We start from the raw sequence: 14,808 nt of genomic DNA on the forward strand, positions 1-14,808 counted from the left end.
ATGGGTCGCACGGACATGATCGGCAGGGGACGCCTCGGTGTCCTGCTGTCGATCGTGCTGCGTGCGACCCTCGTGGCGGCAGTGGTTCTGGGTGGGGTCGCGACCGCCTGGCTGCTGGCTCCCGCGGAGCCCGTTCGTTCGGTGGAGATCGAGCGGCTGGCATCGGACTCCGGCGACTCCGGGAGTGACGAGAAGAAGCCGGACGGCGACTCGGCCAAGAAGTCGGACTCGAAGAAGTCCGATGAAAAGTCGACCGGCAAGTCGGAGTCGGAAAAGAAGTCCGACGGAAAGTCCGACAAGAAGTCCGACGGCAAGTCGGAGAGCAGTTCGGACAAGAAGTCGGACGGAAAGTCTGGCGAGAAGTCTGACGAGAAGCCGAACGGCGAATCGGCGGAGTCGGGCGAATCGACGAAGTCCGGCAAGTCCGGCGAAGAATCGGGCAAGAAGTCGGACGGCGATACCGGAAAGAAGTCCGGTGATCCCGGTGCGAAGTCGGACAAAAACTCGGACGGCGGGTCCGGCAAGAAGTCCGGTGACGCCGGCGGCAAGTCGGACAAGAAGTCGAACGCCAAGGCCGAGAAGAAGTCGGACGGCAAGTCGACGAAGAAGTCCGGCGCTGAGTCCGGTGAGAAGTCGCCCGGCAAGTCGGAGAAGAATTCGGCGGGCGACTCGGACAAGCGGTCCGACGGCAAGTCGACAACCACGTCCGACGTCAAGGCCGAGAAGAAGTCGGACAGCAAGTCGACGAAGAAGCCCGGCGGCGAGTCGGGTAAGAAGTCCGGCGGCAAGGCGGCCGAGAAGCCCGGCGGCGAGTCCGGGAAGAAGTCTGCCGGTGAGTCGGGCAGAAACTCGGACGGCACGTCGGAGAAGCGGTCCGGCGGCACGTCGGAGAAGAAGGTCGCTGACACGATCGATCGGGTCGAGAAGAAGGTCGCCGACAAGACCGATCGGATCGAGAAGAAGGTCGCCGAGAAGCAGGAGCGGGCGGCGAAGAAGACCGCTGACACGATCGAGCGGATCGAGCGGAAGACCTCTGGCGGGAGCGACGGCGCCACGGCCACTGCTGTGCGCGACGCGGTCGCGAGTGCACTGAAGGCCGGCGACTCGGTCACCGCGGAGGCGCTGGCCGAGGCTCGACGGGATGCCGAGCGCGCGGTCTCCGGCGGCGTGACGGTGACCGGCGAGCGCGACGAGACGCGGCACGCGAGCGCTGCCGGCGAGAAGAACTCGGCCGAGGCGACCCGGGACCGAGCCACCGAGCTTCGCGACGAGGTGCTCCGGCGGGTGATCGAGCGCGTCTCCGGCGGAGACCGTGAGCGTGCCTCCGATGCCGCGGGTGCCGCCGGCGTGGCGGACGGCGGACGGATCACCGCCGAGGCGCGGAAGTCGGTGGAGCACGCGTCGCAGCAGGTGTCACAGAGCGTCGAGCGGGCTGTCACGGCACAGCGGCAGCACGGCGGGCACGACGAGCAGAGCGCCGCGTCGAAGCGGGCGCTGGAGCTGACCGGGCGGATCGTGGAGTCGGCGCTCGACCGTGACGGCCGGGCCGACGAGTGGACCCGCGCTGCTGACGAGGCGACGCGGGCTGCCACGCACCGTGCCGCCGAACTGATCGACCGCACCGCTGCAGCGGGGCTGCCCGAGGGCGCGATCGCGCGGATCGAGCGAGGCGTCGAGCGGGCGGTCGAGGATGCGGTGCGGGCCGGTCGGGAACTCGCGAAGGGCGAGCTGATCGATGGTGTGACGACCGAGGGCATCTCCGCGGACATCGTGGCGCGGCTCGCGAAGGACGTCGAGCGGACGACCGGCGACGCGGTGCGGGCTGGTCGGGAGCGGGCGCCGGACACAGCCGAGCTGATCGAGAGTGCACGCGCCGGAGGGCTGTCGGAGGAGGCCGTGGCCCGACTCGAGAAGAGCGTCGAGCGGGCGACCGAGGGCGCGACGATGGCCGGCACGCGGCTGGAGACCGAGCTGACCGCAGCGGTCCAGCGCGCGATCCTCGACCGCGGGCCGCACACGGCCGACGGTGTCGCGGCGGTGCTCGACGGTGTCGGGCGGCACGCGGAGGCCCGGATCCAGCGGGCCCTCGACGAGAGCACGGCTGACGGGCACACCGCCGGTGTGTCCGACGCCGGTAACCGCTCAGCAGGTGAGCGGATTCTGAAGGAACTGCGTGCGGCCGGGTTCGACGCTTCCCGGTGGGAGTGGGCGATCGAACGGCACGCCGGTCGTGCCATGTCCTCGGTGCTCGATCTGGACGGTGCGCAGTGGTTCCACCTCCGGGACGCCGTCGACCGGGCGGATCGTGTCCGCCACGCAGTCGACCGGGCAGACCGCGGAGGGGACGGCTCTGGCCGGACCGGCCGTGACTGGTCCGAGGCGTCCGACCGTGGCTGGTCCGACCGGGACTGGGGCCGGGCCGACTGGGACCGGGCCGACTGGGACCGGGCCGACTGGGACCGAGCCGAGCGGGGCCGGGCCGACCGGGGCCGGGCCGACCGGGACCGGAACGGCGACCGGGCCGATCGGTACCGGAACGCCGACGGTGACCGGGTCGAGCGAGAGGGCGACCGGGCCGGGCGTGACGGCAGGGGCTCCGGCGAGTACGGCGAGCAGCGTGAGCTCGTGCGCGGCGCGGTCCAGAACGCCCACGGCGACGCCGACCGCTCCGGAGCGAGCACCGATGAGTCGGTGCGCGCGATCCGGGAAGGGCTGGCGCAGGCCCGCGCGGCAGCGGACCAGGCGTTCGAGCGGGCCGGCGCGGTGGCCGAGCGGCACGGGGCCGCGGCGGCCGACGCGGTGATCGATATCGCGCAGGGTGCGGTGGACGCCGGGCTGCGGCTGGCGGAGCGGATCCTGTCGGCGAACCTCGGTGACCGGCCGGAGGGCGCGCGGGAGCAGTCCGGTCATCACCGGGTGCCCGATGCGCTGCTCGCGCAGCGGAACGAGGAGCCCGACCGGGTGTCGCCGGGTTCGGATCGCGACGACTCCGGTGTCGACGGCCCCGCGACCGACCTGCTCGGGGAGTCCCCCCGGGCCCGTGCCGGGCTGGGCTGTGCCGGCCACGGCTGCGGCGACGGGGACTCGCGGGACGGTCGTGACGAGCTGACGCGCGACAGCCGTGGTCCTCCGTTCCGGGGCTGGTTCCCCGATGGCCGGTACGTCGACGATTCCCCCGAGCAGACCGAGCGTGTGCTCGACGGCCGGCTGGATGTCGAGCAGGGCCGCAAGGATCTCGCGGCGACGAAGAAGAAGGTCTCCTCCGGGGACGCGAAGAAGGCAACCTACACCGAGGCCGAGGCCGAGCAGCGCCGGCTGGAGCAGCGGGTCGACGACGACGCCGCGATGCTCTCGCCCGAGCGCGCCGCCCTGGTCGACGACGTGGTCGAGGGACACCGTGAGCTCAGCTCCACGGACAAGAAGCTCGCCGCCCAGCGCAAGCAGGTGACGGACGGCACCCTGAGCCAGGCCCGCCTCGACGAGGCCGAGGCCGCCCGTGACGAGCGGGCTCGCGAGGTCTACGACGACACCGACCGTCTGGCCGAGGCGACCGGTCACGACACCGGGGTGGATCTCGACGGCGACACCGCCGCGGGATGCACGACCAGCGGGGCGTTCGGATCGTGTGCCGCCCGCGCCGCAGGCGAGCTCGCCCCCGGCAGCTCCGGCTCCGGCGCGAACGCCGGCTCGGGCACCGGTGCCGAGCGCGACTCCGGTGCCGACCGCGACGGTGCCCGTGACGCCGGCGCGGACCGCGACGGTGCCCGTGACGCCGGCGCGGACCGCGACGGTGCCCGCGACTCCGGCGCCGACCGCGACGGTGACCGTGACTCCGGGGTCGGTCGTGGCCGCGAGGGCGACCGTGGCGCCGACCGTGATCCGGACACCGCGCAGCACCTCCGTGCCGGAGGAGACACCGATGACGTGCGGGACTGCCGCGCACTGCGCGGCGTCTCGTCCTGCGGGGTCACCGCCGGTGCGGGGGAGTACGAGGTCTCGGCGTCCTGCACCCTCGCCGGGTCCGACCCGCGTTGTGCCACCCGAGCCGCCCACGACGAGGCCGAGACCGCGAAGACCGCGGCGAACGCCGCCTGCGACATCGCGGACGGCGACTGCCGGCTCGGTTCCACCGTGGACGCCCGCGGGGCGACGGCGACCTGCACCGGTGACGGTTGCGCAGGGCAGGTGTCGGCGGAGCAGGCCGCGGACCGTGCGGCGACCGGCACGGACCGGGGCAGCGAGACGGAGCGTTCGGCGTCGGCGTCGGCGCGTTGCACCGCCGACGAGCAGGGTTGTGGGCTGCGGGTCACCGCGTCGCCGGGAGACGCCTGGACCCCGGCCCGCGCCGAGGGCGCGGTGCAGTGCGCCGCCGAGCAGGGATGCAGCGGCCGGGCGGTCGTCGACACCGACGGCCACGTCGAGACCACCCCCGCCGCCACCGAGGCAGCCACCACGAAGGCCGCGTCGGCGAAGGCGGCCACCACGGAGGCGGCGTCGGCGGAGGCAGCGAGGAAGGCGGCCACCACGAAGGCGGCGGCTGACGCGCCGGTGACGGGATCCACCGAGGGCTCCGCCCGCTGTGAGATCACCGGTGGCGGCTGCCAGGCACGCAGCGCGTCGCTGCCGGGCGAGCCGGCCGTCGGCCAGGGGTGGTTCGGTGCGACCGGTACGGACCGCCCCGGCCGCAGCCAGGCCGACGCGGTGATCGACTGCACCGGCCGGGAGGACTGCACCGGCACCGGGCGTGCCACCACGAAGGCCGCCGGTGAGCGCCCGGTCACGACCGAGGCCGACCCGGCGACCAAGAACAAGACCGAGACCAAGAACAAGACCGAGACCAAGAACAAGACCGAGACCAAGAACAAGACCGAGACCAAGAACAAGACCGAGACCACGGCGAGCAGCGCGCCGGTGAGCCGGACGACGTCGGGTACCGCGGACTGCACCGTCGACGCGGGCCGCTGCACCGCCGGCAGCTCCTCGGACGCGACGACCCCGCAGCAGAACGGCATCACCACTGTCGGCACCGACGGCGCCGACACGGTGAGCCGGGCGTCGTCGAGTGTGGACTGCACGGCCGGTACGCAGGGCTGCACCGGGAAGGGGACGTCCTCGACCCGCAGCGCCGGCGCCGGGGACCGGGTGACCGACCCGCAGACCGGCCGGATCACGGCCGCGACGACGAAGACCGCGACCGGATCGGCGTCGTGCACGACCACCGGCGGCGAGTGCACCCAGAACTCGGTCGCGCAGACCGGCATGCGGGTGCTGCCCGGCGTCATCACCGCGCAGCTGGTCAGCTCCGCGGATGCGACCGGCTCGGCCGACTGCGCCACCGGCGACCGGACCTGCTCGGGCGCGGTCACCAGCAAGGTCGGCGCCGCCGACGCGAGTGTCGACGACGGACGGGCGAAGACCAGCACCGGCGGTGCCACCTGCACCGTGACCGGTGGCGGCTGCGGCGCCGAGACCCGTTCGCAGGGCTCGACCGCGCCGGAGCACACCCTGCCCGGGCAGCAGGCGGGCAGCGGTCCGTCGGCGGTCTCGACGTCGTCGGCGCGGGTGGAGTGCGCACCCGGCACGCCGTGCTCCGGGACCGCGACCAGCACCGCGACCAGCCACGACCCGGCCACGGGCGCGCTGAAGACCACCAACGGCCGGGCGTCGTGCTCGGGTACCGGTGGCGGCTGTGCCCCGCAGACGATCTCGGTCGCCTCGACCGGTCCGGGTGCGGCGCGCAGCCTGTCCGAGGACCCGTCGCAGACCCCCGCGGCGCAGCGGGCCGGCGCGTCGGCGGCGTCGGCGTCCGGTGCGGCCCTGGAGTGCGCCCCCGGCACCGTGTGCGACGGCACCGTCCGCAGCGCCGCCTCGGGCTCCGACGGTGATCGCGGCCGTGGCTCGCACGGCAGCGGCTCCTGCGACGGCGCCGCCGACGGCTGCCGCGCGTTGTCGAACTCGGGTGGTTCGGCGGGCCCGGACGCGTCGGTGATCGCGCCGCTGGTCGAGGGGCAGTCCAGCACCAACGCCGTCGTCCGCAACAGTCAGAGCAGCAGCCAGAGCGAGCAGGGTCCCGCCGGGGAGCGTGGCGCCGGGCAGGGGCAGGAGCAGCCGCCCGCGGTGCCGCCGGCGGGCTCGCCGGGGGCGGGCGCGAACGTGTCGCCGAGCGTGTCGGGTGCCTCGGCGTGGACGAACGCCTCGGCCACCCTCGACTGCGCCGGGAACGCGGGCGGCTGCCGTGGCACCGTGCGCAGCGCGGCGTCGGGCACCGAGGACCCGGGCCGCGCGGTCGACACGCAGGGCGCGCGCGGCCCCCCGGCCGACCAGAGCTCCTCGAACAGCACCTGCACCACATCCGGCCCCGCGTGCCGGGGTACCAGCACCTCCACCGCGGGCAGCGGGCAGGTCGTCGCGGACGTGATCGTCCTGCAGCGACGTGACGCCGCGCAGCAGGCCCGCGAGGCCGCCGACACCGCCCAGGACCGGGCACGACAGGCCGACGACGACGCACAGGCCGCCACCGAGCACGCCCGCCGGATCGCCGACGACCCCGGCGCGAGCGCCCGGGAACGCCGCGAGGCCGTCACCGCGCGGACGACCGCGGACGAGGCCGCCGCGACCGCGACCCGGCAGGCGACCGCGGCCGACACCTCGGCCACCGCCGCCGAGAAGCTCGCCCGGGCACGGGTGACGAACGCCCCGGCCGCCCTGAGCGAGTCCGCCGCGACCGGTGAATGCGCCGGCGCCGGGTGCACCGCCACCGTCGGTGCCCACTCCCGGACCGCCACCCCGGACGGGGCCGCGGCGTCGGACTCCCGCTCCCGCGCCACCTGCACACCCGGCGAGACCGGATGCGCGGTGCAGGCAGGTGCGTCGGCGACGACCGACCCGGTGGCGCGCGAGACCCTGTCCGGCAGCACCGACGCCTCGGCGATGGTGGACTGCCCCGACGTCTCCTGCCGCGCCGATGCCGCCGCCGACACCGCCTCGGCGTCGGTACCGGGTGGGGACGCGGCCGCCGCGATCGGCGCGGCCCGGGCCGGCCAGGAGCTGGCCGCCGCCGACCGCACCGCCCGTGCCGCGCAGACGAAGGCCGAGCAGGCGAAGAAGACCGCCGACGCGTCGGGACGTGCCACCGACCGGGCCGCCGCTCGCCTCGCCGCCGCGCAGGCCCGGCAGGCGCAGGAGGCCGTCGACGCGATCACGGTGCCCGACACCTCGGGCGACGCGGCCGCGGTCAGCCTCGCGACGTCCTCGACCACCTGCGCCGCCGGCGCGCGGGACTGCCGGGCGGTGGTCGGCTCCGGTGGCTCGGTCGGGCTCGCCGGCGGGGCGACACCGATGGGCACGACGACCGCGTCCGCGTCCGGAGCGTGCGAGTCCGGCGCCGGGGACTGTCCGGTCGACGCGCGGAGTATCACCGTGTCCACCGACGACCCCGGCACGCTCGCCGCGGACAGCCGCGCCGGGACCGTCCGCGCCGCACCGGGGATCGCGCACGGTGTGGCGAACGCCCGATGCACCGGGTCCGGCTGCCAGGCCGCGACCGGTGGTGCCGCCGCGGCGGACAACGCGGAGCTGATGGCCGAGTGCAGTGGGGACGGTTGCCGCACCCGCACCCGGGCCGTCGCCGTCGACGGGCCGAACCGTGCCCGCACGAGCTCGTCGTGCGTGGCCGGCGGTGACGGTGCCTGCCGCAGCAGCGGGCAGGCCGGCGCCGCGCCCGGTGCCGCACAGGTGTCGGCCTCGTGCGCCGGCACGACGGGCTCCACCTGCCGGCACTCGTACTCGGCGTCGTCGTCGGCGTCGGATGCTGTGGCGGGACATCGGGCCGATGCGTCAGCCCGCTGTGGTGCTTCGGCCGGTTCGGGTGGCGGATGGTGTGCCACCGCGGCGTTCGCGCAGGCAGCGCCGGGTGCGGCGACGGCAGGTGCCGAGTGTGCGGGCTCGACGGGCTCCGGCTGCCGGCACTCGTACTCGGCGTCGTCGTCGGCGTCGGATGCTGTGGCGGGACATCGGGCCGATGCGTCAGCCCGCTGTGGTACCTCGGCCGGCTCCGGTGGCGGCTGGTGTGCCACCGCGGCGTTCGCGCAGGCAGCGCCGGATACGGCGACGGCAGGTGCGGAGTGCGCGGGCAGCCCGGGCTCGGGCTGCAGCTACCGCTACTCCGCGAGCGGCAGCGCGTCGGCGCCGGGCGCCGAGGCCCGGGTGCGCGGGCACGGATCCGGGGCCACCGGTTCCGGATGGACGATGGTCTCGGCGAGCGCCGCAGGCACCGGCAACTACGCCGACGCCGCCATCTCCTGCGCCGGCTCGGCGGGGACCGCCTGCAGCGGCCACTGGAGCGTCTCGGCATCGGACGTCGCGGGCGACCCGGCTCGGGGACCGGGCACCTCGTGGGCTCACGCGCGGGCATCGGACTCCGGCGGCCTGTCCGGGCGTGGCAGCTCCGGAGGGTGGGTCTCCGCCCACGCCTACGTGGTCGAGAACCCCGACGGTTCGGTCGACGCAGGTACTCAGCTGGGCTGCTCGAACCCCGCCTCCTGCAGCCGCTACGGCGAGGCCCAGGCCGCGACCAGTGACCGCACGGCCGAGACCCCCGCCAGCTACGACGCCCCCGGCGGGTACTGGACGGCGGCCGGGGCCGGCCGCTGCGTCAGCACCGGCGCGGGCTGTGGCGTCGTCGCCTGGGCGGTCGCGGGCCCGGGGGGCAGCGGCGGTGCGCAGGCCTACGGCGACGTGGACCGGTTCACCGCGCTCGCCGGCGGCCCCAGCGCATTCGTCGTGACGGCCCCGCAACTGGTCCGGCCGCGCGTCGAGGAGAGCAAGAAGGAGAGCAGGAACGCACCGGGGAAGGAGCTCCCGCCCGGGAAGGTCGTCAACAGCGACGGGGACATCGTCGACTTCGAGGACCTCGGCAAGGACGAGGAAGGCGCCGTCTCCTACAAGGACGAGAACGGCGACATCCTGCTCGGCGTCAAGGAAGCCGGTGACAAGGGCCGGAGCACGACCTGCCCGACCCCGTGCAAGGCGGGTGCGGAGCTCACCACCGGCGACCCGGACAGCGACACGAACGCCGAGGACCACCCGGTCGCCGGGTACGACCCCGACCGCGACAACCCGCACCACGTCTCCGTTCCGGTCACCGGCGGTCGCACCGACGGCGGCAAGAGCGGCAGCGGGGTCCACGAGGCCGCCGGCAGCGGCGGGGCCGGACTCAACACCGACCGGAAGGGGAACACCAGCGGCTGGGTCGAGGGCACGGGGCGGACCGTCGACGGGCGCACCGGGAAGACGACCGTTTTCCACGGGACGGGTGACGCCGCCGCCCCGCCGAGCACGTTCCGGATGGCCGGCCCGTCCGGGCAGGGCGCCCGGACCCGGTGCGAGGGACCGTGCACCCGCTCCGGTGGTTCGGACAGGAACATCACGGGCAAGCCCGGCGCCGACGAGCTGGACGCGAAGGGTGACTGGGCCGAGATCATCGACCGCGGCCGGGACGGAAGTCCGGGACAGATCGACTTCCAGGGTGCGGGCGTCTTCACCTCGGCCGAGGGTGACGTCGTCACGGCCGACGGGAGGGCCGCGGTCGGGCGCGGCGACGAGATCACCCGCATCCGGACCCGGGGAGCGGACGGTTCGTCGGGTTCGTACCGCATCGCCGAGGGCGACTCGGGCAGCATCTCCCTGCACGAGGGCTTCCGCTTCGAGCAGACCCGCGGTGCCCGCATCGCGACGCTGGACGTGGACCCGGCCGAAGCGGCCGCCCTGGAGGGCCACTACAACATCGCCCAGTCCCGGCTGATCGGGGCGCAGGACCGGTTGAGCGTCGTCACCCCGGACGGGGACGGAAACGGTGGCTCCGCCGAGTGCGTGGGCGACTGCGACCACACCCGGCCGACCTGGGCGGCGCAGCCCGGGGCATGTGCGAACTGCACGATCAGCGAACCGCTGCTGGTCCGCAAGGGCCAGACCTCGGACGACACGGCCCAGTTCAGCATCGGCCACAACATGTACGCCGGGACGGACCCGGAGGCCGAGTCCGGCTGGGTGGACCCCTACGGCAACTCGGCTCGCTGCTCGATCAGGGGCGGCTGCGAGATCGGCATGGACTACGGGCCCGGGGGCGGCACCGTCTGCCGCGGGGAGGGTTGCCACAGCAGACTTGCCGACGGCCGGTTCCTGAAGGGCGAGGGCTACCTGCTGCACCCGGTCCGCCGGAAGAACGACGACGGCGTGACGATCGAGACCAACACCGGATTCGGCTGCCGGGCGAGCAAGCAGCAGTGCGTGGCCTCGGCCGATCTGAAGGAGCTGGGCTGGATCGCCGACCCGGACCCGAGCTGGATGCCGGGCCTCGATCCCGACTACACGCGTCCCGCACAGGACACCGGCGTCGACCGGGCGCTCGCCGAGCACCTCGGGCGCGACGACGTCCAGCCGGGGGATCCACTGCCTCCGCTGGACCTGCCGGCGCTGGACGAGTTGAAGAAGGAGGACCCGCAGAGGTACCGGGAGTACCAGGAGCAGCTTCCTGCCCTCACCGACAAGCAGGAGAGCAGCGCGATCCTGGAGGTCGGTCGCACCCTCAGCTCGCTGCAGACTCGCGCCGACGCGATGGACGAGCAGGTGCCCGGGCTGAAGAAGGCCATCGAGGCGCTCTCCGAGGCACGCGCGAACGGCATGTCCCGCAGCGAGATCGCTCCGCACCTGAAGACGATCGACAAGGCCGCGAAGCACGACGCCGCGATGGACCGTGAGCGTCGGCTCATCGACGGGATCAGCGGGATGTATCCGCGCGGCACGATGAGCCACGACGAGAGCACCATCGGCAGGAAGCCGGGTCTGCCCACCTCCGCCGAGGGCCTGGCCGGACTCGGGCTGGACGCGGGAGGCGACCCGATCCGGACGCCGACCCCCGCCCAGCGCGACCGGGCGGCCGGGGCCCGGATCGCGGGGATGACGCTGATCCCACGGGAGAAGGCGCTGGCGGAGGCCGAAGCCGACCTGAACCGCGACATCACGGCGCGCAACAAGGCAGGAGGCTCCTCCCCGTCGGAGATCGCCGCCTTCGATCGCCGGGAGAAGGCCCTCGATGAGGAGGTGCACGCGATCGGGGAAGTGCGGTCCCGGATCGACGAGACCCAGAAGGTCACGCGCGGGCTCGGCGGCGAGCGGCTGGCCGACAGGGACACGTTGCGTGCCCACGATCGGGCTGCGGTCGACGGGATCGGGAACCTGAAGCCGCGCCTGCAGCAGTGGGACGACCTGCAGGTCGAGGTCTCCGATCTGCATGCGGACATGCTCGCCTCCGGCGACCCCGTCCAGCAGGAGATCGCGGAGAAGCACCTCGAACCGCTGGACCGCACGATCGGAAACACCTACGACACGATCGCCCGCGACCACGGCTCCCGGCCCCGGTTCAGCCACCTGGGAGATCTCGCGCTGCCCTCCAGCGGTCGTCCCGACGTGTACCTGGCCACTCGTTCGGTGGAACAGCGGCCGCTGGTCGACGCCGTGGACGACCGCATGAAGCGGGCACTCATCGATGGGAACGCCGCGCTCGGTCGCTCGGTCCCGGATCGCCGCGCCGAGGTCGCGGCGCAAGGCCTCGAGACGTTCCTGGCCCCCTACCGGGAGCAGCAGAAGCTGACCGGGGACGAGCTCGACGAGATCCCCTCGGCGGCCCGCGAGAAGGTCGGCTCCGAGGCGTACCGGATCCGGATCATGGTGGAGGGCGAGGACGGCAAGGTCTACGAAGGTGACCCGGTCTATGCGACCGGACAGGGTGCCGACCGGCGCTACGTCGACCGCGACGGCGGCGTCTACGACAGCCGTGAGGACTTCCTCGACCACAACGACATCTACGACGACAGCAGCCGGATCCTCACCACGACGGACTGGGCCGATCCGGCGGGGTCGGAGCTCACGACCGCGAAGGGCCGCAACTACAGCACCTGGGAGAAGTCCAGGGGCTACGTCCTCATGGGGGCGACGGTGGCGGGCGCAGCCGCCGTGACGGTCGGCACCGGCGGCACCGCGGCGGTCGGCGCGGTGGTCCTCTACGGGACGCTCGCCTACAGCATCGGCGACGCCGGCCACACCCTCATCGAACGTCGCCTGCACGAGCAGAGCCTCGGCCTCGGTTCTCCGGTCGCACGGTCGGCGTGGTTCCAGCTCGCCGGCTCCGGCCTGATCGGAGGGGGAGCGATCGCGTCGAAGCTCGGGCCACGAGCGATGGCCATCGGCAACCGGGGAACAGGAGTGGTTTCGTCCACGCCTGCCACCGTCGGCTTCCGGGGCGGCATGACCGTCTTCGGGGTGGCCGCGGCCGACCAGACCCGACAGACCTGGGCGATCACCACCGACGACCGGTACTCGACCGGTCGGAAGGCCAGGGCGTGGGGTGACACCGTGTTGTCGTGGTCCATGCTCGGCATGCCCTTCGCGATGTCGCGGGCGGGGGCGGCGTTGGCGGCCCGTCGCACCGCGCCAGGACGGCCCGCCGGGGGCTCGCTGCCCGAGGCTCCGGCGCCGACCGGACCGCGCACCCCTGCCGTGGGGGCCGAGGGGACGCTCCGCAGTGGTGACCTGACCATCCCGGTCAAGGTCGGGGGCTGGGGCAAGGGCCTCGGCGGTGCCCGGCCGAACTCGGTCGATGCCGGCCGTGGTCTGCCCGGGTCCGTTCCGGCGATGAAGCCCGCCGGGTCGGGTTTCCGGCCGGCGCCCGGTGGGCCCCGGCCGGTGAACACCTCCGGGCCGAGGACACCGGCCCTGATCCAGGGCAGGAACTCGACGAGCCCGTCGCCGCGAACCGGTGAGACGGGGTGGCGCCCGAGTGGCGCGCCGCATGCCGGCGTCTCGGGCAGGACGAACGGTGCGGCGGGGTCGAAGGCGCCGTACCGGTTCACCCCGGCGCAGCGGTTCGGCACGAGGTTCGGGTGGACCCGGCAGCCGGTGAGCTGGGCGTATCGCAGGCTCCAGGCAGGGCGCCTGGCACTGGCGCTGACCGTCGGCGGGCCGCAGGCCGCCCCGACGGGTGCGATGGCTCCGACCGGGGTGGTCCGCGCCGTGGAGATGCCGGGGTCGCGCAGCGTCGCGGCCGCCGAGGCCACGGGTGGACCGGCGACGGCCGGTGCCCAGCCCAAGCCCGCTGGGAGCGGGCAGGGGGCAGCACCGGGCGCCGGGACGTCCGGTGCCGGTGAGCGGGCGCCGGTGGGTGGCACCGGACCGGGCCGCGCCGCGCCCGCGAACAGCGACGCCGCGACCGTGCTGCCCGGGGGAGCACGCGCCGGCGGGCCCGGCGAGGGCGCCACCGGGAAGCCGCCGGTGGTTCCGGCCGGGCCCGGGCAGGCCACCACGGCCGGTGACGACGACCCGGTGCGTACGGCCGCCGAGCCACCGACCATTGCGTTGCGTCCGATGGAGCAGCGGCGGGTCGAAGAGGGCTCGTCCGGGGGGCGGACGAGGCCGCGCAGCGGTGTGCACGGCGCGGTCGCCGAGGCGTTGGCGCTCACGGCTCCGCTCGCGGAGTCCTCGCGTGGTCGCCACGATGATCACATCGGCGATCTCTACCGGGCCCACGCGCAGCAGCGTGCCGAGACCCGGCAGGCGGTGGTCGGTGAGCAGCTGCTGCGGGGGCTGCCCGCCGGGCACGTCCGTGACACGGTCGCGTCGCGGATGCGGGCCGGTTCGACGAGCCTGGCCGATCTGGCGCACCTGTACGTGGGTTCGTCGGGGCTGAACCCGGCGTCGCAGGCGAGCGCGGTCGGGCGGGTGCGGTGGTTCGCCGCACAGCACGGGCTGCGCGCGGGCTGGTCGGCCGATCGGGAGGCGGCGCTGCTGGGCGCGACGGCGACGGCCTTGCACAGCGGCTCCTTCGCGCCGCGGGCGGTACTCACGCCCGAGCAGGCGCGCGACTGGGCCGAGCTGACCGAGGCGTCCCGGCGCGGCGACCTGCCGGCGCCGCCGTCGTTGTCGGTGCTGACCGGCCCGCAGACGCGCGGTGTGGCGGCCGACGTGGTGCAGCGAGCTCTGCAGCTGCACCGCGACGGCCATGCGGGCGGTGCCCGCGAGATGCTGGCCGGTTTCGGCGGTGTGGCACTGGCGGAGCCGTTCCAGCGTGATCAGGCCGCGGTGGCGATGGAGCTGATCGAGAACTGGGCCGGGACCGAGACCGAGCTGCGCCGTCGGCTGGAGGCGCTGACCGCAGAGGCGGCGGCGGCGCGGGAGGCCGACCGTTCGGGATGGCGTTCCCGGGCCGATGCCGTGCGGCAGCGGATGGAGGATCACCGCGCGCGGGCGCTCGAGCTGCGACGTTCGGCCACGGAAGCGCAGCGGCGGGCAGAAGAGGCGTCGGCCGTGGCCGAGCTGGTCACGACCTCCCCTGCGCGGGCGGTGACCGCACGGATCGAGGCCGAGCGGTTGCGGGCTGCCGCGGAGGGGATGCGTGCACGCGCCGCGCAGGAGCAGGAGCTCTCCGCCCTGCAGCGTGACGTGCTGGAGTCCGCGGACGCCTACGCCGGGTACCGGACCGGGCAGGCGCCGTCGGCGGTGTCGGTGGCGGTGTCGGATCGGCTGGAGCAGGCCCGGGAGGCCGCCGCCCGGGATCGGGACGCCCGGCCCGTGGTGGCGGCGACGCCGACCTGGCTCTCGCGTGCGCAGCAGCAGCAGCTGGTGGCCTGGTGGGCCGAGTCGTATCGGCTCGACCCGCAGGTCGCGGCGCTGGAGCAGCTGGGTGACAGGCTGGCGGCCGACCGGGACCGCCGGGCGGTCCGGGCCGGCGAGCTCCGGTCGCGGTACCAGCGGTTG

General features: G+C 74.4%; 1 protein-coding gene (only partly in view). It reads left to right on the top strand.

The window, feature by feature from the left end:
- A protein-coding gene (locus tag Pdca_RS10870) for a hypothetical protein (RefSeq protein WP_125911357.1) crosses the window boundary here: on the top strand, positions 1–14,808 show its 5' portion. The gene runs 13,083 nt beyond the window's last position; the window shows 14,808 of its 27,891 coding nt (coding positions 1–14,808); it begins with the start codon at positions 1–3; its stop codon lies beyond the right edge, outside the window.

Origin of the sequence: Pseudonocardia autotrophica (assembly GCF_003945385.1) — a bacterium.
Taxonomy (GTDB): domain Bacteria; phylum Actinomycetota; class Actinomycetes; order Mycobacteriales; family Pseudonocardiaceae; genus Pseudonocardia; species Pseudonocardia autotrophica.